The organism is Herbaspirillum chlorophenolicum, from assembly GCF_001189955.1.
Classification (GTDB): Bacteria; Pseudomonadota; Gammaproteobacteria; order Burkholderiales; family Burkholderiaceae_D; genus Herbaspirillum; species Herbaspirillum chlorophenolicum.
In genome coordinates, this window is record NZ_LFLT01000017.1 from 73987 (window position 1) to 96823 (window position 22837).

Annotated in this window: 17 protein-coding genes; 9 read left to right on the plus strand and 8 right to left on the minus strand. The window is 61.7% G+C overall.

What is annotated here, in order from left to right:
• The first annotated feature begins 23 nt into the window (after nucleotides 1-23).
• The 5 genes from pstB to AKL28_RS12435 all read left to right on the plus strand — a co-directional run bounded on the left by pstB (nucleotide 24) and on the right by AKL28_RS12435 (nucleotide 5886).
• Entirely contained in the window at nucleotides 24-824 is an 801-nt protein-coding gene (gene pstB / locus AKL28_RS12415; protein ID WP_050468452.1) for a phosphate ABC transporter ATP-binding protein PstB, read from the plus strand.
• 173 nt (nucleotides 825-997) lie between these two features.
• Complete coding sequence (gene phoU, locus AKL28_RS12420; RefSeq protein WP_050468453.1) at nucleotides 998-1708, plus strand: phosphate signaling complex protein PhoU; 711 nt, start codon at nucleotides 998-1000, stop codon at nucleotides 1706-1708.
• A gap of 118 nt (nucleotides 1709-1826) precedes the next feature.
• Nucleotides 1827-2504, plus strand: coding sequence for a response regulator (locus tag AKL28_RS12425; RefSeq protein ID WP_050468454.1), 678 nt, complete (start codon nucleotides 1827-1829; stop codon nucleotides 2502-2504).
• 75 nt (nucleotides 2505-2579) lie between these two features.
• Complete coding sequence (gene phoR / locus AKL28_RS12430; protein ID WP_050468455.1) at nucleotides 2580-3890, plus strand: phosphate regulon sensor histidine kinase PhoR; 1311 nt, start codon at nucleotides 2580-2582, stop codon at nucleotides 3888-3890.
• Between the two features lie 340 nt (nucleotides 3891-4230).
• Nucleotides 4231-5886 (plus strand): methyl-accepting chemotaxis protein, encoded by a 1656-nt coding sequence (locus AKL28_RS12435; protein ID WP_050468456.1) that lies wholly within the window; start codon nucleotides 4231-4233, stop codon nucleotides 5884-5886.
• A gap of 92 nt (nucleotides 5887-5978) precedes the next feature.
• Here the strand turns inward: AKL28_RS12435 and AKL28_RS12440 are convergent, their stop codons facing one another.
• The 5 genes from AKL28_RS12440 to AKL28_RS12460 all read right to left on the minus strand — a co-directional run bounded on the left by AKL28_RS12440 (nucleotide 5979) and on the right by AKL28_RS12460 (nucleotide 11344).
• Nucleotides 5979-7298, minus strand: coding sequence for an MFS transporter (locus tag AKL28_RS12440; RefSeq protein ID WP_050468457.1), 1320 nt, complete (start codon nucleotides 7296-7298; stop codon nucleotides 5979-5981).
• Between the two features lie 244 nt (nucleotides 7299-7542).
• The gene (locus AKL28_RS12445) at nucleotides 7543-8295 is read right to left on the minus strand and encodes an SDR family NAD(P)-dependent oxidoreductase (protein WP_050468458.1); all 753 of its coding nucleotides are present in this window, start codon (nucleotides 8293-8295) and stop codon (nucleotides 7543-7545) included.
• Nucleotides 8296-8402: 107 nt separating this feature from the next.
• The gene (locus AKL28_RS12450; RefSeq protein WP_050468459.1) at nucleotides 8403-9248 is read right to left on the minus strand and encodes an ureidoglycolate lyase; all 846 of its coding nucleotides are present in this window, start codon (nucleotides 9246-9248) and stop codon (nucleotides 8403-8405) included.
• A gap of 249 nt (nucleotides 9249-9497) precedes the next feature.
• The gene (locus tag AKL28_RS12455) at nucleotides 9498-10577 is read right to left on the minus strand and encodes an ATP-binding protein (protein ID WP_050468460.1); all 1080 of its coding nucleotides are present in this window, start codon (nucleotides 10575-10577) and stop codon (nucleotides 9498-9500) included.
• Nucleotides 10578-10588: 11 nt separating this feature from the next.
• Entirely contained in the window at nucleotides 10589-11344 is a 756-nt protein-coding gene (locus AKL28_RS12460; RefSeq protein ID WP_174525360.1) for a response regulator, read from the minus strand.
• 157 nt (nucleotides 11345-11501) lie between these two features.
• On the opposite strand from AKL28_RS12460, the gene AKL28_RS12465 reads away from it, so the two are divergent.
• Entirely contained in the window at nucleotides 11502-14609 is a 3108-nt protein-coding gene (locus tag AKL28_RS12465) for an efflux RND transporter permease subunit (RefSeq protein ID WP_050468462.1), read from the plus strand.
• A gap of 44 nt (nucleotides 14610-14653) precedes the next feature.
• On the opposite strand, the gene AKL28_RS24440 is transcribed toward AKL28_RS12465, so the two are convergent.
• The 3 genes from AKL28_RS24440 to AKL28_RS12480 all read right to left on the minus strand — a co-directional run bounded on the left by AKL28_RS24440 (nucleotide 14654) and on the right by AKL28_RS12480 (nucleotide 17649).
• Nucleotides 14654-14851, minus strand: a complete 198-nt coding sequence (locus AKL28_RS24440; RefSeq protein WP_156226310.1) for a hypothetical protein — start codon at nucleotides 14849-14851, stop codon at nucleotides 14654-14656.
• Between the two features lie 114 nt (nucleotides 14852-14965).
• The gene (locus AKL28_RS12475) at nucleotides 14966-16417 is read right to left on the minus strand and encodes a GGDEF domain-containing protein (RefSeq protein WP_331456560.1); all 1452 of its coding nucleotides are present in this window, start codon (nucleotides 16415-16417) and stop codon (nucleotides 14966-14968) included.
• Nucleotides 16418-16893: 476 nt separating this feature from the next.
• A complete protein-coding gene (locus tag AKL28_RS12480; RefSeq protein WP_050468465.1) occupies nucleotides 16894-17649 on the minus strand; it encodes an IclR family transcriptional regulator in 756 nt (251 codons plus the stop codon).
• A 510-nt stretch (nucleotides 17650-18159) separates the two neighbouring features.
• On the opposite strand from AKL28_RS12480, the gene AKL28_RS12485 reads away from it, so the two are divergent.
• The 3 genes from AKL28_RS12485 (at nucleotide 18160) to AKL28_RS12495 (ending at nucleotide 22730) form a co-directional block, all read left to right on the plus strand.
• Nucleotides 18160-18918, plus strand: coding sequence for an IclR family transcriptional regulator (locus AKL28_RS12485; protein ID WP_082221471.1), 759 nt, complete (start codon nucleotides 18160-18162; stop codon nucleotides 18916-18918).
• Between the two features lie 94 nt (nucleotides 18919-19012).
• The gene (locus tag AKL28_RS12490; RefSeq protein WP_050468466.1) at nucleotides 19013-20605 is read left to right on the plus strand and encodes an ABC transporter substrate-binding protein; all 1593 of its coding nucleotides are present in this window, start codon (nucleotides 19013-19015) and stop codon (nucleotides 20603-20605) included.
• 208 nt (nucleotides 20606-20813) lie between these two features.
• The gene (locus AKL28_RS12495; protein ID WP_231602414.1) at nucleotides 20814-22730 is read left to right on the plus strand and encodes a CocE/NonD family hydrolase; all 1917 of its coding nucleotides are present in this window, start codon (nucleotides 20814-20816) and stop codon (nucleotides 22728-22730) included.
• Nucleotides 22731-22837: the final 107 nt, after the last annotated feature.

The following is a 22837-nucleotide window of genomic DNA, read 5'->3' on the forward strand; positions in this document are numbered from 1 at the left end:
TGACCGACATGACTACTGCTCAAATGGCAAACTCTGCTCCGACCGCATCCGCCAACGCCGCTGCGGCCAAGAAGTCCACGATCGAGATCTCGCAGCTGAATTTTTACTACGGTGGATTCCAGGGCCTGAAGAACATCAACCTCGACATCTATGAAGGCAAGGTCACCGCCTTCATCGGCCCATCGGGCTGTGGCAAGTCGACCCTGCTGCGCACCTTTAACCGCATGTACGACCTCTACCCCGGCCAGCGCGCCGAAGGCAAGATCGTGTACGCCGGCAGGAACATCCTCGAAGCCGGCCAGGACTTGAACATGCTGCGCGCCAAGGTCGGCATGGTGTTCCAGAAGCCGACCCCGTTCCCGATGTCGGTCTACGACAACATCGCCTTCGGTATCCGCCTGTACGAGAACCTGCCCAAGGGCGAGATGGACGAGCGCGTCGAATGGGCGCTGAACAAGGCGGCACTGTGGGGTGAAGTGAAAGACAAGCTGCACAAGAGCGGCCTGTCGCTCTCCGGCGGCCAGCAACAGCGCCTGTGTATCGCGCGCGGCGTGGCGGTCAAGCCCGAAGTGCTGCTGCTGGATGAACCGACCTCGGCGCTGGACCCGATTTCCACGGCCAAGGTGGAAGAGCTGATCGGCGAGCTGAAGAACGACTACACCATCGCCATCGTCACCCACAACATGCAGCAGGCCGCGCGTTGCTCGGACTATACCGCTTACATGTACCTGGGCGAGCTGGTGGAGTTTGGCGAGACGGACCAGATCTTCATGAATCCGGTGCGCAAAGAAACCCAAGACTACATCACAGGCCGCTTCGGATAAGGCACGGTTCAAGCTACTGCGCATCCCAATCTCTGTGCTGCAGGTTAGAGGATTCGTCGCCGTACCCCAGTACGGCTGCGCTTCTCCCGCAGACCTCGGGATTGCTCGCTACGCTTGAACCGCACCTCGATACGTAGTCTAAGCACATATTTTTTATTATTTAGGGACGTCACATGACAGGCGATCACTCCTCCAAGCAATACGACAGCGATCTGGAAGCTATCCGTTCGAAGGTGCTCGCCATGGGCGGGCTGGTTGAGCATCAGTTTCAGGATGCGATAGCGGCTTTCCGCACCGGCAACGTTGACGTGGCCAAGCGCGTGATGAAGGACGATGAGGCGGTGAACCGCCTGGAAGTCGAACTCGACGATGCGTGCAGCCACCTGATCGTGCGCCGTCAGCCGACCGCCAACGACTTGCGTACCGTGATGGCGACCATCAAGATCATCACCGACCTCGAACGCGTCGGCGACGAAGCGACCAAGATCGCGCGTACCGCGATCCATCTGCACAAGCGCGGCATCGGCCTGATCAACCACTATGAGACGGTCAGCCTGATCGCCGAACAGGCCGGCGATATCCTGCGCAGCGCGCTGGATGCCTTCGCCCGCCTGGACGACCAGCAGGCGCTGGAACTGATCAAGCAGGATGCCAGCATCGACCACGGTTTCCGCTCGATCACCCGTAGCCTGATCACCTTCATGATGGAAGACCCGCGCACCATCTCCGGTTCCATCGACACCTTGTGGGTGGCCAAGGCCATTGAGCGCATCGGCGACCATGCCAAGAACATCGCCGAGTACGTGGTGTATGTGGTGGGCGGTGTCGATATCCGCCATACCGACGTCGGTTCGGCCAAGGTGGCTGACGAAGCGGCTGACTGAAAAGGCAGTACCCGGATCCGCGCGGAGAAAAACGGCAGCCAGTACCGATGAGCTGCCGGCCCGCGCGGAGATCCGCAGTGCGGAGGGAGACCCGCAAACTTGAGAAGAAGTTGACCCAATGACCACTATCCTGATCGTCGAAGACGAACCGTCGATTGCCGAGCTGATTGCCTTCACGCTCAAGGAAGCCGGCTGGTCCAGTTTTGTCGTGTCGAATGCCGCCGCGGCCTGGGACTTTGTCCAGCACCGCGCGCCGCAACTGGTGTTGCTGGACTGGATGCTGCCCGACCGCAGCGGTTTGCACCTGCTCTCGCGCATCCGCGCCGACCGCCAGCTGCAGCAATTGTCGGTCATCATGCTTACCGCCAAGAGCATGGAAGAAGACAAGATCGCCGGCCTCGACAATGGCGCCGACGATTACATCACCAAACCGTTTTCCCCGCGCGAGCTCACCGCTCGCATCAAGGCGCTGCTGCGCCGCAAGAGCCCCGAACATGCCCAGGAAATCATGTCGGCCGGCCCTATCATGCTCGATCCGGCCAGTTGTTCGGTGACCTTGTCGGGCGGCAAGATCGATATCGGCCATGCCGAGTACAAGCTCCTGAAGTTCTTCCTTGCCCACCCGGACCGGGTGTTCTCGCGCAGCCAGTTATTGGATAGAGTGTGGGGCGACCATGTGGTGATTGAAGAGCGTACGGTAGATGTGCATGTGCTGCGCCTGCGCAAGGCGTTGCGCGATGCGGAATATCTGATCAAGACCGTGCGCAGCGTCGGTTACATGCTGTCGACAAAATAGAGCGAGAATAGGGCCTTGTTATCACAATCAGGCCCATATAAGCGCACAGCGCTCCACGTCTTCCTTTCGATTTCAATGAGTCCACAACTGCTGTTCTGGATTCCCGCCATTTTGCGCCTGGTGTTGTGCCTGGCCGGAGCGGGAGTCGTCGCTTTCTTCTTCGGCCCTATCGTCGGCCTGGTTGTCGCAGTGCTGGGTGTGGGGGCGATGATGGTGACCCACTTGCATTACCTGTTCCGCCTCTCCAGTTGGCTGGACGACTCCGGCCAGTCGCGCCTGCCGGACGGCTGGGGGGCGTGGACCGACGTTTATGCCCGCCTGTACCGCATGCGCCGGGACGACGAAAAAAACCAGGCCGAACTGGCCGAGTGGCTGGCGCGCTTTCGCCAGGCCATGAGCCTGTTGCCCGATGGCGTGGTGATCATGGACGATGTGCTGTTCCTCGAATGGTGCAATCCGGCCGCGCAGCAGCACCTGGGCTTGAAGCTGGAGCGCGACAAGGGCATGCGCGTCACCAACCTGATCCGCAATCCGGCCTTCATCGACTACATCATCCTGGGCCGCTACGAGCAGCCGCTGACACTGGCGCTGCATGAGCGCAAGCTGATCGTGCAGCTCATTCCCTTCGAGAACCGCCGCCAGATCCTGGTCACCCATGACGCCACCGAGTCCGAGCGCATCGACATGATGCGGCGCGACTTCGTCGCCAATGCTTCGCACGAACTGCGCACGCCGCTGACGGTCATCAACGGCTTCCTGGAAATCGCCCTGGCCCAGCCCAAGCTCGATCCGGAAACCCGCACCGCACACCTGACGCTCATGACCGAACAGGGCCAGCGCATGCAAAACCTGATCGACGACATGCTGACCCTGACCCGGCTTGAATCGATCGACTACCCGTTGCGTTCGGAAGTTGTGCGGGTGCGGCCGCTGCTCGAAGGCATCGCCGAAGAGGCGCGCGCGTTATCGGCCGGCAAGCATGACATCACGCTGGAAGTGCGAGGCCCGGACCTGAAGGGCAACATTGATGAGCTGCGCAGCGCCTTTACCAATCTGGTGACCAACGCCGTGCGTTACACGCCGCCGTCGGGACGCATCATGCTGCGCTGGGAAAGCGACGAAAAGGGCGCACATTTTTCCGTGCAGGACACCGGCATCGGCATCAGCCCCGAGCATATTTCCCGGTTGACCGAACGTTTCTATCGCGTCGACAAGAGCCGCTCGCGCGAAACCCAGGGCACCGGCCTGGGGCTGGCGATCGTGCGCCACGTGTTGCTGCGCCACCGTGCCGTGCTGGATATCCAGTCGGTACCGGACCATGGCAGTACCTTCACTGTGCATTTCCCGGCAAGCCAGACGATTGAGGATTTTGTGCAGGCCAAGTGAAGAGAATGCAAAAAAAGGATGCCAAGGCATCCTTTTTTTATATCCGACTGCCTGATATGGGGCCCTTGCCGCATCACAGGGCAGTCGCGATGAATGCGGGTATGTTGACTGATTGCAAATAAATCCTAGGTAGAAATACGAATATCTGCCGGCAGCCGTTATTGGACACAATACCAGCGCACCGATGGCGGTTTCGCAAAGGGGGAGACGAGAGCGACAGCCAGCGGCACGACGATCAGAATAATGCTTCCGGTCCACAACGGCAGCGCGACAACAAGATCAGATCGTCAACGAGCTTCTTCCCCAATATCAAAAATCAACAGTTCCGGAAAGAGGAAAAATGAGCTACTTCGCCAACATGAAGATAGGCAAGCGCCTGGCTTTAGGCTTTGCTTTCATCCTGGTTGCCGCCTGCGTGGTGGTGGCGTTCTCCATCTGGCGCCTGCATGGCATTGCCGGCGCCACCGCAGCCATGATGCAGCAGCCGCTGACCAAGGAGCGCCTGGTGTCGGACTGGTACCGCACCATCCATACCAGCGTGCGCCGCACCACGGCGATTGCCAAAAGTACCGATCCCAGCCTGGCTGCCTTTTTCGCCGAGGATGCGGCTATCTCCACGAAGCTGTCGACCGAGCAGCAGAAGGCCATCGAGGCGTTGCTGAGTTCGGACGCCGAGAAGGCCGTTTTCGACAAGCTCTCGGCGGTTCGCAAGGACTACATCAAATACCGCGACGCCATCTCCAAGGCCAAGGCCGATGGCCAGGTCGACGAGGTCGAGAAGATCCTGAGCGGACCTTACAATGCGGCGGCCAAGGGCTACCTCGACTTGTTGCAGCAATTGCTGAATGTGCAGCGGGCAGGCATCGACCAGATTGCCCAGGACATCCAGGGGATCTATGAGCAGAGCCGCAACCTGATGCTGGCCCTGGGTGCATTGCTGTTCGTGCTGGGCTGGCTGTTCGCCTGGCGCCTGGCGGTGGGCATCACCCGCCCGCTGGAACGGGCGGTCGACGTGGCCGAGACCGTGGCCGCCGGCGACCTGACCATGCAAGTGGATGCGCATCTGGCATCGCGCCGTGACGAGACCGGCAAGCTGCTGCATGCGTTGCAGGCCATGACCGGCAACCTTGCGCGCATCGTCGGCCAGGTGCGCAGCGGCACCGATGCCATTTCTACCGCATCGCGCGAGATCGCCAGCGGTAACCTCGACCTGTCGGCACGGACCGAACGCCAGGCAGGTTCGCTGGAAGAGACCGCTTCGGCCATGGAGGAGCTGACATCCACCGTGCACCAGAACGCCGACAACGCGCGCCAGGCCAACCAGCTGGCTGCCTCGGCCTCGGCCGTGGCGCAGCAGGGCGGGGAAGTGGTGTCGCAGGTGGTCTCGACCATGGGATCGATCAACGAATCCTCGCGCAAGATCGTCGACATCATCGGCGTGATCGATGGCATCGCCTTCCAGACCAACATCCTGGCGTTGAATGCCGCAGTGGAAGCCGCGCGCGCCGGCGAGCAGGGACGCGGTTTCGCGGTCGTGGCGTCGGAAGTGCGTTCCCTGGCGCAGCGTTCGGCGGCAGCGGCCAAGGAGATCAAGGGCCTGATCGACGACTCCGTGGCCAAGGTCGGCACCGGCAGCCAACTGGTGGGCCAGGCCGGCAGCACGATGGACCAGGTGGTTGCCAGCGTGCGCCACGTGGCCGACATCGTCGGCGAGATTACCGCCGCCAGCAGCGAGCAAAGCGATGGCATCGGCCAGGTCAACCTGGCCATCACCGAAATGGACCAGACCACGCAGCAGAATGCCGCCCTGGTCGAGCAGGCTGCGGCAGCGGCCGAAGCGATGCAGGAGCAAGCGGCGCGCTTGTCCGAAGTCGTCAGCCAGTTCAAGCTGGGCTCCGCACATGAGCAGCAAGTTGCCAATGCCGCAGAACCGGTATTGGCGGCTCCCCGTCCGTCGCGCAACATTACCCCGGAGCGTGCTGCCTTGGGGCATTGAACAATTGAGAGTCGGGTTGCCCCGGCTTTTCAGGCGCTCCAATGCAAAACCCGCCATCAGGCGGGTTTTGCGTTTTGCGAACTATGTGAACGTCACTTCTGGGCCGGCTCGCGGAAGTAGATCCGGCGTGGCAGTGCCCACAGCAGCAGGGCGGCGCCGACCAGGCATTCGGCGGCGACCACGTACAGGCCGATGGCGGCGCTGCCGGTCAGGTCGCGGATCTTGCCGACCATGTAAGGAGTGATGATGCCGCCCAACTGGCCGACCGAATTGATCAGCGCGATGCCGGCTGCGGCTGCGGCGCCCGACAGCACGCGCGGAGGCAGGATCCAGAACAGGCCGATGCCTGCAATGATGCCGGTGGCGGCAGCCGACAGTGCGATCACCAGGATCAGCGTGTTGTTGCCGAAGTAGGCAGCGGCTGCGTAGCCGACGCCGCCGATCAGCGCGCAACTGGCCAGGTGCCAGCGGCGTTCGCCGGTGCGGTCGGAACTGCGGCCGATGAAGATCATGCCCAGGCCGGCGCAGATGTACGGCACCATCGAGATCAGGCCGATGATGAAAGTGTCGTCGGTGCCGGCGGTCTTGATCAGTTGCGGCATCCAGAACACCAGGCCATAGATGCCGGAAGCCAGCACCAGGTAGATCAGCGACATGACGATGGTCGACGGCTGCTTCAATGCCGCGCCGAAGGAGTGCACCGCTTCGCTCTTGGGTTCGGCCGCGATGCGGTTGATCAGAAGCTTCTTCTCTTCAGGCTTCAACCAGCGGGCGTCTTCGATCTTGTCGTCGATCACCAGGTAGCACACCACGCCCAGCAGGATCGACGGAATGCCTTCCAGCAGGAACAGCCACTGCCAGCCGTGCATGCCGGCCATGCCGTGGCTCCACTTCATGATGCCGCCCGACAGCGGGCCGCCGATGATGCCGCACAAGGCGATGGCCGCCATGAACAGCGAGTTGATGCGGCCGCGGCGCACCGATGGGAACCAGTTGGTGAAGAAGTACAGCGCACCCGGCACGAAACCGGCTTCCAGCAAGCCGATCAGGAAACGCAGGATGTAGAAGCTGGTCTCGTTGCTGACGAACATCATCGCCGCCGAGGCGATGCCCCAGGTAACCATGATGCGGGCGATCCAGCGCTTGGGGCCGACCTTGTGCAAGATCATGTTGCTCGGCACTTCGAACAGGAAGTAGCCGACGAAGAAGATGCTCGCACCCAGGCCGTAGACGGCGTCCGAGAAGCCCAGGTCGCTTTGCATCTGCAGCTTGGCGAAACTGATGTTGACGCGGTCCAGGTAGGCGAACACGAAGCAGATCATCAGCAAGGGCACGAAGCGCCAGGTGATTCTGCGGTAAAGGTTGGATTCCTGAATGTCCGCCGCGCTGGCCGGATAGGGTACTGCTGCCATGATGTCTCTCCTCGAAAGGCTTTTGATTAAAACCGAAGGCGCAAAAAGTCCATCGCCGCCGCGTGATACGCGGAGGTCGCTTATTGTTGTTGTGCTGTTGGATTAGCGGACGGAAGGACTCCGTCCGCCGGTGCTGCAATTTCTAATGTTGTGCCGCCTGGTCTTTGCCCGTGTTGCTATGCGTTGCCATCCGTTTGCAATCGCACCCGCCGCGCTTCTTCCCTTGCGCGGCGTCGGCAGGGCATTAATAGGTCGCGCGGCCGCCCGACAGGTCGAACACCGATGCGGTGGTGAAGGAGTTCTCTTCCGATACCAGCCAGGCCACCATGGCAGCCAGTTCTTCCACCTTCACGAAACGCGCGCGCGGGATCTTCGACAGCATGTAGTCGATGTGCGCCTGGGTGCATTGCTCCAGGATGCGGGTTTGCGCGGCGGCCGGGGTGATGGCGTTGACGGCGATGTTCTTGGTCGCGGTTTCCTTGCCCAGGCTCTTGGTCAGGGCGATCATGCCGGCCTTGGCGGCGCTGTAGGCCGACGCGGTAGGATTGCCTTCCTTGCCGGCGATGGAAGCGATGTTGACGATGCGGCCGTAGTTCTGGGCGATCATGCGCTGCACGACGACCTGGTTGACGTAGAACGCGCCGTTAAGGTCGATGTCGATCACGCGGCGCCATTCTTCCGGCGAGTAGTCGGCCACCACATTGTTCTGGCCGGCGATGCCGGCGCTGTGCACCAGGATATCGATGGACTGGGTGACCTTTTCGGTGGCTTCGATGGCTTTCTTGACGTCCGCTTCGCTGGAGATGTCGACCTTGATGGTTTCGACATTGCCCAGCGGCTCCAGCTTGGCGCGCGCTTCAGCCAGCGCCTTCTCGTCCATGTCCCACAGCACGACCTTGGCTTTGCCTTGCAGCAGGCGCTCTGCCACTGCGTAACCGAAACCCTGGGCGCCGCCGGTGATGATGGCGCTGCGGCCCTGGAAGTCGTAATGATTCATTGCCTTCTCCTTCTCGTGATCTGATCTTGAGGTCGGCGCGCAAGCCGCATGGGCTTGCGCGCATTGTTCTTATTGTTGGTGTGTGCCGGTAACGCTGCCGGGGCGGCTTAAGCGTCGATGGTCTTTTGCTGCTGCTCGCCCAGGCCGTCGATGCCAAGGCGCATGGTCTGGCCGGCGCGCAAGAACACCGCTTCCGGCTTGACGCCCATGCCCACGCCCGGCGGCGTGCCGGTGGAGATGACGTCGCCAGGCTGCAGGCTCATGAACTTGGACAGGTAGGCAATGATGTGCGCGACGCCAAAGATCATGGTGCTGGTGTTGCCGTTCTGGTAGCGCTTGCCATCCACTTCCAACCACATGCCCAGCTTCTGCGGGTCGGCGACATCGTCGCGGGTGACCAGCCACGGGCCGATCGGGCCGAAGGTGTCGCAGCCCTTGCCCTTGTCCCAGGTGCCGCCGCGCTCGATCTGGTACTCGCGCTCGGACACATCGTTGACCACGCAATAGCCGGCCACGTGCGACAGCGCATCCTTCTCATCGATATAGGCGCCACCCTTGCCGATGACCACGCCCAGCTCGACTTCCCAGTCGGTCTTCTTGGAGCCGCGGGGGATCTTGACGTTGTCGTTGGGGCCGCAGACAGCGGAGGTCCACTTGTTGAACACCACCGGTTCGGCAGGAATCGGCAGGTTGGATTCGGCAGCGTGGTCGGCGTAGTTCAGGCCGATGCAGATGAATTTACCGATATTGCCGACACAGGCGCCGATGCGCGGGTTGCCGTCCACTACAGGCAGGCTGTTGATATCCAGCGCGCGGATCTTGGCCAGCGACGCGTCACCCAGGGCAGCGCCGTTGAGGTCGCTGATGTGAGCCGACAGGTCGCGGATCTTGCCGGCCTGGTCCAGGATGCCGGGCTTTTCCTGCCCAACCGGGCCGTAGCGGAGTAATTTCATCTTGTTTCCTTTGGAAAATAAGTTGTCTCAAATCGGCGCCGGCGGATTGCCGCTGCAAGCCCTTGGAGGCATCGACGGCATGGCGGGCCTTTCATTTTGCGGATTGGATAATACCAGTTTATTGGTAAGACCAATAGAGCGATGGGGGATAAGTTTTAGTTATCGGGTGATCAGATGGCGCAGGCCAATTCCGTGAGCAAATCGACATGTTGCGCTCACCGGTTGAGCCCGCCGCGGGCAGTTCCGCCGCTACGCAGGCCAGCGCAGCCAGAAACAGGCTCCGCCCATCGGCGACGGCGTATAGCCCGCCGTTCCATGATGGGCGCCGGCAATGGCCCTGACGATGGCCAGGCCGAGTCCGCTGCCTTTCTGCTGGGCGTCCGGCGCCAGCGGGCCGCGCTGGAAGGCGTCGAAGATCGTCTGCGCGTCGGTCAGGTCGATGCCGGGGCCGCTGTCTTCGACGCTGAGGCAATGCATGCCATCGGCCGAGGATGTCTTGATCGCCAGCGTGCCCGGCGTCGCGTGCCGCAGGGCGTTTTCCAGCAGCGCCAGCAATGCCTGGCGGATGCGCACCGGATCGCAGACCGCCTGTCGCGTCTCCAGCGCCAGGGACAATTCAAAACCTTTTTCCAGCAGGGCCGATTCACAGGCCTTCACCACGGTCATCACCTCTTGCCGGAGGTCGGTTTCCTGCATTTGCATCTGCAGATGCCCGCTCTCGGCCAGGCCGACCACGCGCAGATCTTCGATCAGCCGCCCCAGGCCCTCGACCTGGATCAGCAGGCTGGCGAACAGCGCCGGATCGGGATGGAAGATGCCCTCGGTCAGGCCTTGCAGGCGTCCGCGCAGGATGGTGACGGGGGTGCGCAGTTCATGCGCGATGGCGGCGTTCCAGAAGATGCGTTCCTGTTCCACGCGCTCAAGGCGTTCAGCCATCGTATTGAAGTCGTTGACCAGTTGGGTTGCTTCGCCCAGCGAGTGGTCATCGGTGGCTGCGCGCGCGGCGAGGTCCCCTTGCGCCACCTGGCGCAGGCTGGTCGCCACCGAGTTCAGCGGGGCGAGGATGCGCCGGGACAGCCGGATGGCGACCCATACCGCAACCGCCAGTCCGGTCAGCGTGGTGGCAACGATCCAGCCCCATTCGGCCGGCGAGGGCAGCCAGCTGTCCGGCGACGACAGCCCGGCCGGGTAGAACATCCACAGCGTGGCGTAGAACGCGTAGGAGCCGAGCAGCACCATCATCATGATGGCCAGCACCAGGATGGCGACCGAGCTGACGATCTGGCGGCCCAGTCCCTTGGAAGGGGCAACGGAGGACAGGATGTTCATGCGCGATGTTGTCAGAGGCCTTGATTGAAGCGGTAACCGACGCCGCGGATGCTGGCCGGTACACCGGCGATGCCGAGGTCTTCCAGCTTCTTGCGCAGCTTGCTGACGTGGCTGTCGACGGTCCGCTCCAGCGTGTCGCCTTCAGGGAGACAGGCCTCCAGCAGTTCGGCACGGCTGAACACGCGGCGCGGCGCACGGGCCAGTTGCGCCAGCAGCCTGAACTCGGTCAGCGTCAGCACCAGGGTGTGCGAGCGTCCGTCGATTTCGGCCACGGCCTCGTGATGGTCGAAGTCGATGATGAACGGTGCGACGCGCAGGATGCGGCGCTCGTCGCGTTGCTCGCGCGGCAGGCTGCGGCGCAGTACCGCCTGTACCCGCGCCACCACCTCGGCCGGATTGAAGGGCTTGACCACATAGTCGTCGGCGCCGATACGCAGTCCGGTGAGCTTGTCGACATCCTGATCCAGCGCAGTCAGCAAGATGACCGGGGTATTGCCGCGCTGGCGGATCTGCGACAGCACTTGCCAGCCGTTTACCTGCGGCATCTGGATATCGAGCAGCACCAGGTCGGGTTTGAGCGCCAGATGCAGTTCGAGGGCGCGGGCGCCATCCGCGGCATGCACGCTGCGCATGCCGCTGCGCGCCAGGTAGGCGGCCAGGATGTCGGCGATCTCCGGCGCATCCTCGGCGATCAGGACCAGGACGTTCTCCCCCTGGATGTTTCCTGTGGGCCCGGCATTGCCCGGCGCCGCCGAATTCTCGGACATTCTTTCCATCTCCATCAAATCTCCACAATTGTGCAGCGCAATCCTCATGGTTGTCGCTCAGACTGCGCTTTCCCTTGCGATTGTACTGTCGGGTTGCTGCGCGCAGTAAAGCGAAGTGGCCGATGCCAGCCCGCAAGGCTGATTCCGGGAGTCTTGCATGCCTCAGTTCTTCATCAACCGCCCCATCTTTGCCTGGGTGGTTGCCTTGTTCATCATCCTGCTTGGCGTGATCGCCATTCCGCAGTTGCCGATTGCGCGCTATCCCTCGGTCGCGCCGCCCACTGTCACCATCTACGCCAACTATCCGGGCGCCACGCCGCAGGCGATGAACGACGGCGTGATCGGCCTGATCGAGCGCGAGCTCTCCAGCGTCAAGAACCTGCTGTACTTCGAATCGTCGGCCGATACCTCCGGTTCCGCCCAGATCACGGTGACCTTCAAGCCCGGCACCGATCCCGAGCTGGCCCAGGTGGACGTGCAGAACCGCCTCAAGGCGATTGAGGCGCGCCTGCCGCAGACCGTGCGGCAGAACGGCGTGACGGTGGAGTCGGCGGCTTCCGGCTTCCTGCTGATGGTGAGCCTCACATCCAGCGACGGGCGTTATGACGAGGTCACGCTGAGCGACTACATGGCGCGCAACCTCGTCGAGGAACTGCGCCGCATCGATGGCGTGGGCCGCGTGCAGCTGTTCGGCGCCGAGCAGGCGATGCGTATCTGGGTCGATCCGTTCCGGCTGAGCGCCTACAAGCTGTCGATGAGCGACATCAGCGCGGCAATCGTCCAGCAGAACGTGCAGATCGCACCGGGACGCCTGGGTGACATGCCGGCGCTGCCCGGCCAGCAGATTGCGGTGCCGCTGACTGTGCAAGGGCAGCTGCAGTCGCCCGCGCAGTTTTCGGCCATCGTGCTCAAGGCCAATGCGGATGGTTCCAGGGTGACGCTGGGTGATGTCGCCCGGATCGAACTGGGCGCCCAGTCTTATGGCTTTGCCAACCGGGAAGACGGCAAGGCGGCCGCGGTGGCGGCCGTGCAGTTGTCGCCAGGCGCCAATGCAGTGCGTACGGCCGAAGCCATCCAGGAACGCATGGCCGAACTGCGCGGCAGCCTGCCCTCGGGAGTGCATTACTCGCTGCCGTACAACACCGCGCCCTTCGTCAAGATCTCCATCCAGAAGGTGGTGCAGACGCTGATCGAGGCCATGGTGCTGGTGTTCATCGTGATGTACCTGTTCCTGCAGAACATCCGCTACACGCTGATCCCGGCCATCGTGGCGCCGATCGCCTTGCTCGGTACGCTGGCGGTGATGCTGGCGGCCGGCTTCTCGGTCAACGTGCTCACCATGTTCGGCATGGTGCTGGCGATCGGCATCATCGTCGACGACGCTATCGTGGTAGTGGAAAACGTCGAGCGCATCATGGCGCATGAGGGGTTGGGGCCGCGCGAGGCCACGCTCAAGGCGATGAAAGAAATCACCGGCGCCATCGTCGGCATCACGCTGGTGCTGACGGCGGTATTCATTCCCATGGCGCTGGCCGGCGGTTCGGTGGGGGTGATCTATCGCCAGTTCACGCTGTCGATGGCGGTATCGATCCTGTTCTCGGCCTTTTTGGCACTCAGCCTTACCCCGGCCTTGTGCGCCACCCTGCTCAAGCCGGTGGCGCCAGGCCACCATGAGAAACGCGGCTTCTTTGGCTGGTTCAACCGCGCGTTCGCGCGCATGACGGCACACTATGAGTCGCGCCTGGTCGGCCTGGTGGCGCGCGGCACGCGCATGATGCTGGTGTTCGCCGGGATTTCGGCGATCCTGCTGTTCGCGCTGCGCTCCCTGCCGTCGGCTTTCCTGCCGGAGGAAGACCAGGGCTACTTCATGACATCCTTCCAGCTGCCTTCCGACGCCACCGTCGAACGTACCTCGAAGGTGGTCGAACAGTACGAGCGTTACCTGCAGACGCGCACCGACATCGGCGCCAATCTGTCGGTGCTGGGCTTCGGCTTCTCGGGATCGGGGCCGAACGCGGCGATGGCGTTTACCGAACTCAAGGACTGGAAGCAGCGCAAGGGCTCCAATGCGGCCACAGAAGTGGCGCATGCGCAGGCCGCGATGGAAGGCAGCTCGGACGGTATCGTCATGAGCCTGATGCCGCCGGCGATCGAGGAACTGGGCAACTCGTCCGGTTTCGCGATGCGCTTGCAGGATCGCGCCAGCCAGGGCTATGCGGCGCTCAAGCAAGCCGAAGCCAGGCTGCTGGAGCTGGCTGCGCACAGCACCAAAGTGACGGGTGTCTATCCGGACGGCCTGCCGGCCGGAGCCAGCATCCAGCTGGACATCGATCGCCAGAAGGCGGCGGCGCTGGGCGTGCCCTTCGGCAGCATCAGCGACACCCTGTCGGCCGCGATGGGTTCGCTCTACGTGAACGATTTCCCGAATGAGGGGCGCATGCAACAGGTCATCGTCCAGGCCGATGCCGGTTCGCGCATGCAGATCGAAGATGTGCTGAAACTGTATGTGCGCAACACCAGCGGCGGCATGGTGCCGCTGGCCGAGCTGGTCAAGCCTTCCTGGCATACGGCGCCCACGCAGATGGTTCGCTACCAGGGCTTGCCGTCGGTGCGTATCGCAGGCAGCGCCGCACCCGGCGTATCCAGCGGCGAAGCCATGGCCGAGATGGAAAGGCTGGCGCAGCAGCTGCCGCCGGGATTCGCCGTGGCCTGGACCGGCCAGTCCTTGCAGGAACGCCTGTCCGCCGCGCAGGCGCCGATGCTCATGGCCTTGTCCATGCTGGTGGTGTTTCTGGTGTTGGCCGCCTTGTACGAGAGCTGGTCGATCCCGCTATCGGTGATGCTGGTGGTGCCGCTGGGCTTGATCGGCGCAGTCGCCGCCGTGCTGCTGCGCGGCATGCCCAACGACGTGTTCTTCAAGGTCGGCCTGATCACGGTGATCGGACTGTCGGCCAAAAACGCCATTCTGATCGTGGAATTCGCCAAGCAGTTGCGCGAAGAAGGCATGAGCCTGGCGCAAGCTGCGGTCAAGGCATCTGCGTTGCGCCTGCGCCCGATCCTGATGACCTCCATGGCATTCGCACTGGGCGTCGTTCCCCTGATGCTCGCCGGCGGCGCCAGCGCCGAGACCCAGCAGGCGATCGGCACCGGCGTGTTCGGCGGCATGGTCAGCGCCACCGTGCTGGCGGTGTTCTTCGTGCCGGTGTTTTTCGTCTACGTACTCGGCTGGGCGGAGCGGTGGCGCAGCGCAAAGGTAGCGGGCTGATGTGCCCGCGCGCCGACCTGCGGCTTTTCGGACGGAGGCATGCGTTAAAGGCGCGCTTCCAGACGCTGATACATCACGCGCAGTACCGATGCCATGACATCCGCGTCATCGCCGTAGAGAGTGCGCAAGGGTGGCGCATGAAACTGCATATCCTCTATCAGGGGGCGCGGGTCGTGCGGGATCGGGGGACGGATCAGTTGTACCTGGATTTTTCGCATGCCCGTATCGCGGGCATGCTCCATGCGTACGAGATCGTGGATATGAGGCTGGCCAAGAAGCCTGATCGGTAGGTATAAGCATCCAGTGCTTCTTGACGGAGACGGACGGTCTCGCGGCAACTCGCAATGTCTCCTGCCTCAAAGATGCGCGCAATTGCGGCCCGAATGTTTGGCGCGGTATAGGGCTTCGTCTGCCGCATTGACAACGTCCTCGATCCGGCGATGCCTATCCCGCCGGTATCCGCTTACCCCAATGCTGGCGGTCAGCGTCTGCAGCGAACTGGACTGGTGCTCGATCCGGCTGGCGCGAATGGCATCGCACAGGCGGATGGCCACCAGCATGGCGCCATCCTCGGTCGTTTCATCAAGGAGCACGACGAATTCCTCCCCGCCATAACGGGCCGCGCAATCGGTATTGCGTGGCAAGTTGTCGCGGATCGCGCGCGCGACTTCCTGCAGCGCCTTGTCCCCCGATTTGTGGCCATAGGTATCGTTATAGGTCTTGAAGTAATCGACGTCGATGAACAGCAGCGAAAACGTCGAGGTCACATTCCTTTGGCAGCGCTCCCAGGTGGCATGCAGCAGTTCATCCAGCGCCCTGCGGTTCAGCAGGCCGGTCAATCCATCCGTGCGGACGAGTGCGTTCAATTGCGTTTCCACCGAAACGCGTTTGCGGAATTCCTGGCGGATGCTCGACATCAGCACGGCACACACCACGGTGAATGCGGCAAGAGACAACAGGACGGAGTACAGCGCCTCATACCAATCTTTAAAGATGGCCGATTCGGCATAGCCGACGAAGACCAGAAGCGAAGTGTTCGGCACCCGCCTGAATGTGTAAAGCCGTTTGATGCCGTCATGACGGGAGTGCGAAAAGAAGCTGCCGTCGTCTTTCGACAGCATGGACTTCAAGCGCTGGTAGTTATCGCTCGCGCTCAGATCACTGCCGATCACGGATTCGCGGTAGGGAATGCGCATATACGCCACGCCGTCATCGGAGTAGAGCGATATGACCCCGTCAGGCCCCAACGCCAGCCCGGCGAACAGTTCGCGGAAATAGGCCAGGTCCAGCGCCATCACGACGACACCGTCAAAGGAGCCATCCGGGCGCGCCAGCCGTTTGGACAACACCACTACCTTCAGCTCGTTGCCCAAACTGGCCGATATCGGGCGGGAAACGTAGAGGCCCACGCCGGGAGAGTCGCGATGGACGGTGAAATAAGCGCGATCCGCATAAACGGGCGAGGTTTCGTCCGAACGCCGGCGAGAGCTGGCCTTGACCTTGCCGTCCGCATCCAGAATGGCCATCACGGAGATGTGGCGGGCATTCGCCGTCCCGCCGAAAAGATAGGCCTGCCGCTGGTTTTCAGAAAGGTCTCGCACCGGGAGCGGATGCTGGTAGCGGTAAGTCAGTGTGTCGAGCGAGAGGGACAGGATTTCCAGGTTGCGGGAGATGGCGCGCTGGGCGACCAATGTCACGTTCTTGGCATTGTCCACCGCGGAAAGGCTGGTCTGGTGGTAACTTTGATAGAGAGTGCTGCCGCAGACGGCGACAACCATTAATGCTGAAATACCGATGACTAAAGCCAAGTGCTTTTTCAACTGCTTGATTTTTTTTCCCCCGAAGAGCTACTGGCGTTATTAACTCATGAATCAAATCGGCGAGCCATATTGATTGCCGGCAACGTGATTGGGTCGCAACAAATGATGAGCCGCCGTCGGAACGGGGCGGTCGGGGTGCTAACCGGGGACTTGGTTATGATTAGATGCGGTCGTCAGCGCGCGCCTGTTGACCGGACGGACGCTTGCCTGGCTGCGAGCATACGGACCGGCGCGTCAACAGGGATCTTTCTGCAAATAAAAACACCGTCAAACGCGACCTGATCATTCTTTGGGTATTTATCGCGCTCATTGCGTTGATTCTGGCCGGTTTCGGACATTCAGCTGCGTTATATCCGACCAAAGAGAAAGGCCTGCATAGCAGGCCTTTCTCTTCATATGCTGGAATCGTCGGAGTGAGCTGCCAGAAGATATCTTCGGCGTGAATGAATAAGGGCCCGGATTTATTATCCGACGTAACCCAGTGCTTCGGAAAATCGCTGTGCGCTGCGCGTGATGATCTCCGCGTGCTTCTTTAGGCTGGTGCGCGAAACGCGGCTGGACGGTGCGGACATCGACAGCGAAGCGATGACCGCGCCACTGGCGTCGCGCACTGGCGCTGCTACCGCGACCATCTCGGCGGTGCGTTCGGATTCCGATACGCTCAAGCCTTCGTCGGAGATTTTCTTGAGCTCCTTCTTCATGTCGGTGCGCTTGACGATGGTATTGTCGGTGAATTTCCTGAAGTCGCTGCCCAATACCTGATCGAGCACTTCCTGTGGCGAGTACGCCAGCAGCAGCTTGCCCGAGGCGCCCACACCCAGCGGCCGGCGTGTGCCAAGCTGATTGTGCACGCGCACCGCATGCGGGGCATCCCACCAAGCGATGCACACGGTTTCCAATCCATCGCGGATACGGACCAGCACACTTTCATTGCATTCCTTGCCGACCGTTTCCAATATCTCATTGGCGATCTGGATCAGGTTGAGCTGGCTCTGCGCCGCGGTACCGATGATCAGCGCCCGGTATCCCAGGCTGTAAGTCGCCATGGGCATTTGGCGGCGCACCAGGCCGCATTCTTCCAGGGTGGTCAGCAGCCTGAAGGCGCGCGCCTTGGTGTTGCCCGATCGGCGGGCCAATTCCGTGACACCGTTTCCACCTTCTTCGGCGACGAGAAACAGTAGTTCCATGGCCTTCTGAACCGCATCGACTGTGTATGTCATAAAACCTTCCTGAGTAACGAATCTGAGGCCAGAGCAAGCGGAGACGCTGTCACATCCATCGCCCTCCGGCGAGCCCTCTGGATATTACCTAATCTCACTGTGCGAAACAATAGCACTGAAACCCGAGCCTCGGCGGTTTCCAGGTAAGCGTATTTCTTGCTACGGATTCTTTGATCCGGGCTGATGAAACTCGTGTCGCGGTACTCCAGGAGGCGAACTATCAATCACGCTTCAGGGCGGGTTTGGCAATTGATCGGCAACCTGTCAATTGGCTGACGAATACCCATGCGGACGAGGACGGGCCGCTTCGTGGAGAAGGCGCGATAGCAAGTGCTTGCACGGCTCCTTTGTTTCATCTAAAGATACGACGTAATATTTTTTGAAACATCTAGTTGACGCGGCAATCTTTTCGCTTATATGATGTTGATCAGTGTTACATCGTATCTCTGTATGAAACAAAATGAATGCATAGTCGAGCGCTGAGAGACCCTTCCTTCCGGTAAAGATCAGATGGCTGATTACACGATCGATGCAGTCGAGGACGCCGTGAAGCTGCTGTTCCTCGTCGCCCAGGCGCCCGGGTTGGGAGTGACCGAGCTGTCCGTGCGCGCCGGCAATACCAAGGCACGAACCTTTCGCATGCTGAGGACGCTGGAAAAGCATGGCCTGGTGATGCGAGATACCCGGACGCCACTTTATACGCTCGGGCACCATGCACTGTATCTCGGGCTGGCCGCTGGATCGCAGGCCTTGCTGGCGCTGGCGGCGGGACGGGTGATGCAGCAATTGGGCATGGTGTATGGAGAGAGTGTGCAATTACGCATCCGCGATGGTCAGGAGTCACTTTGCATTGCTCGCTGGGAGCATCCGCAGCATCCCCGGCTGGGGCCGCGACGCGTTGGCATACGACGGCCGCTGCACGCGGGGGCGGCGGGCAAGGTGCTGCTGGCGTATGCGCCGCCTCATGTGCAAGAGGCGGTGATGGAGCATACGCGGATCAGTTTCACGCAGGCCACGCTGGTCAGCAAAAGTAGCTTGCGCCATGCCTTGGCGAAGATCCAGGGCATCGGCTACGGGCTGTCATATGGAGAAGTAGTGCCCGGTGCGGTGGCGGTGGCGGCTCCAGTGCGCGACGGCAGCCGCGAAGTGGTGGCGGTGCTGAGCGTGGCGGGGCCGGAATCCCGGATCACCGGCGCCCGCATGACGGCGGTGATCGAGGCTGCGATGATGGCGGCCCGCGATCTGTCCGAGCAGATAGGTTTTCGCTGAGCGGCAAGGCACGGAGATTGCTGAAACGTGCAGGCAAGGCGGGATCCGGTACATTTTCACGAAACGCAAAAACGCATAAGGGAGGAGAAGGTCTATGTCGCATGCATTTTCATGGCTGTCGGGGCGGGGCATCAGGGGGGCGGTACTGGCGGCTGCCTTACTGGTTCCGGTGGTTTTCCCGGCATCGGCCGAGGACCTGAATATCGGTTTCAAGGCGGAACTCACCTCCGCCGATCCCCACGTCCTCAACGGCGCCAACCGCAATATCTGGAACCATGTGTACGAGTCGCTGGTATCCACCGACGCCAACCTGCGTCCGCGTCCGGGACTGGCCCTGTCGTGGCGCCTGGTCAATCCGACCACCTGGGAATTCAAGCTGCGTCCCGGCGTGAAATTCCAGAACGGCGCGGCCCTGACCGCTGACGACGTCAAGTTCTCTATCGAACGCGCAATGCACCTGTCCGGACCGCGGACCTACCGTTCCTATCTGCGCGATGTGGAGAGCATTGCCGTCACTGGTCCTCTTGCCATCCAGGTCAAGGCCAAACAGGTCAGCCCGACCCTGCCTGAAAACCTGGGCCTGGTGGCCATCATTCCCAAGTCGCTCGACGCCAATGCCAGCGAAGAATCCTTTGCCTCCGGCAAATCCGCGATCGGCACCGGTCCCTATAAGTTCGTGCGCTGGGCGCATGGCCAGAACATTGTGCTGGCCCGTAACCCGGACTATTGGGGCGCCAAGGAGCCCTGGGACCAGGTCACCCTGCAATTCATCCCGCGCGAACCGGCGCGCGCGGCGGCGCTGCTGTCGGGGGCGGTGGATATCATCAACGACGTGCCCTCCAACATGGAAGCCTCGCTGAAGGATTACAAGCTGCAGTCCGTCACCTCTTATATGTTGAACTACCTTGCTTTGGACCAGTTCCGCGACAATTCCCCGTTCGTGAGAGCCGCCGACGGCAGCCCGCTGGGCAAGAATCCGCTGAAGGACCTCAAGGTGCGCCAGGCCTTGGCCTCGGCGATCAACCGCGACGGCATCATCCGTTTTCTGATGAAAGGCGATGCGACCGTATCGGAACAACTCGTTCCCAAAGGCTTCTTCGGCTATGACCCCGAGTTGAAGGGGTTGCCTTACGACCTGAAGAAAGCCAAGGCGCTGCTGGCTGAAGCCGGCTATCCCAACGGCTTCAAGTTGACCATGCATTGCCCCAACAACCGCTATATCAACGATGCCAAGCTGTGCGAGGCGATTGCCCAGGTATTCAACCAGATTGGCATCAAGGCCGATGTGGCGACCATGCCGTTCTCCGTATTCCAGTCGCGGCTGGCCGGCGCCAATGGCGGCGAGCCCGAGTTCAGCGTCTCCCTGCTGGGAACCGGCGCGGTGACCGGTGACTCGGGAACCCTGCTGGCTTCCATGATCCACAGCTATAACAAGTTCGGCGGTGGCGCCAACAACTACGGCCGCTACAGTAACAAGGAGGTGGACGCCATCATCGAAAAGGCGGCGGCCACCAATGATGAAAAGGAGCGCCTGGCCTTGCAAAAAAAGGCTGCCAAGGCTGCGCTCGATGACGAGGCCGTCTTGCCGCTGCAGCATCTGAACGTGGCCTGGGCGATGAAGAAGACGCTTTCGATCGTCCCACGCGCCGATGGCTTCACGATGGCGACCGACATCCGCAAGAAATAGCCAAGCCACGTACGGCGGCACCGGTCGCCGTACCTGCCTGCTACCGGTGCACGGGGCGGGTTTCCTGTAACGAGATGCAGTTGATTGAGATCGCCCAAGCGGGTGAGGGGAGCGGCTTGCTTTTTTGTGCCGCAGCGCACTGCTCCCACGGTTCCGGTTCCATATCCGATGGCTCTAGCCAGTAGTTGAATAAATGATGAACAACATAATGAACAAGGCTGCTCAGGCGCAGCCGAACGCCGAAATCATCCCTATCTCCGGGGACTGCGCAATGTTGCGCAACATGCTGGTACCGGCGCGCGACGGCGTGCTGCTGGCGACTGACGTGTACTTCCCGCTGGGACAGGCGGCGGGCGATTTGCAGCGTTTCCCCGTGATCTTCGAGCGCACGCCCTACGGCAAGCATCTGCCGAGCCGCAGCGAATTGAGTGCCGCCGATCCACGCGTCAAGAGCCGCGCCGATGTGGCGCAGCACTTCGTGCGCCAGGGGTATGTGGTGGTTTATCAGGACTGCCGTGGTTGCTATGCCTCGCAAGGAGTATTCGCCAAGTACGTGAACGAGGCCGAGGATGGTTTCGACACCTGTGCATGGATCGCCGCGCAGCCGTGGTGCAACGGCCGCATCGGCACCATGGGGTTGTCCTATGCCGCGCACAACCAGGCGGCGCTGGCCAGTTTGGGGGCACCGGACGTGGTGGCAATGTTCCTCGATTCGGGCGGATTCTCCAGCGCCTACCAGGGCGGCATCCGCCAAGGCGGCGCGTTCGAGATGAAACAGGCCACCTGGGCGCTCAACCGCGCGCTGGAGCTGGCGATCGCACGTGGCGACCAGGAGACGGCCGCGCAACTGCGCAAGGTGGATATGCAAGACTGGATGGCGCGTTCCACCGAGTGGTCGATCGGCCACTCTCCGTTGTCGGCCGCGCCCGAGTACGAAAGTTATTTCTTCGAGCAATGGGCGCAGGGCAGCTTCGACGATTACTGGCGCCAGGCCGGCCTCTACGCCAGCGGCTATTACGAACACTTCCCCTCCGCGGCAATGGTGCACATGTCGTCCTGGTATGACCCATATTCGCGCACGGCCAGCGAAAACTACGCGGGCCTGCGCCGCGTGAACCAGGGGCCGATCCATCTGATTCTCGGGCCGTGGATACACGGCAACCGCTCGTTCACCTATTCCGGCGATGCCGATTTCGGCCCAAGCGCAACGCTGGATGCTTATCTTGGCGCGAGTTTCCTGGATATCCGCTTGCGCTGGTTCGACCAGCATCTCAAACAGACCGGCGCCGGCCTGCCACTACCTCCGGTCAGCCTGTTCGTCATGGGCGGCGGCAGCGGACGCAAGAACGCAGTTGGCCGCATCGATCATGGCGGCCGCTGGCGCGCCGAGCAGGACTGGCCGATCCCGGATGCGCGCCCGACGCCTTTCTATCTGCACGACGGCGGTGCACTGCGCATGGAAGCGCCACAGGAACAGGAAGCGGCGCAATCCTATCGTTACGATCCGCACGACCCTGTTCCCACCGTCGGCGGCGCGGTCACCTCGGGCGAGCCTTACATGTTCGGCGGCGCTTTCGACCAGCGTGGTTCGGCCCAGGTGTTCGGTGCCAGGGCGCCGTTCAAGGCCCTGGCCGAACGCGACGACGTGCTGGTGTTCGAGACCGAAGCGCTGGAGGAGGATGTGGAAGTGAGCGGCGTGATTCATGCGCGTCTATGGATAAGTTCGGACTGCGCGGATACCGATTTCACCTTCAAGCTGATCGACGTTTATCCACCATCGCCGGATTATCCACAGGGTTACGCCTTGAACCTGACCGACGGCATCCTGCGCGTCCGCTATCGCAATTCCTGGGAGCGTCCGACCCTGATGGAGCCGGGGCAAGTATATGAGGTCGACATCGAAGCCTTCCCGACGAGCAATCTGTTCGTGCGTGGGCACAGAATTCGCATGGACATTTCCAGCAGCAACTACCCGCGCTTCGATTGCAATCCGAACACCGGGGAAGCCGACGGAGCCTCCACGCGCACAGAGATCGCGACCAACCGCATCTATATGGACCGGGCGCGCTCTTCGCATGTGGTACTGCCGCTCATCCCGCGCCGCGATGCCAATGGAACGGCCTGATTTTCCGGGCAAGGGCGGGGCGGCGGCGCCTTGGAAAAGGCTTTGACTCCCATCGGTCGCATGCATATAGTATTGATCAGTGAGACAGTGTTTTAAATATAATTATT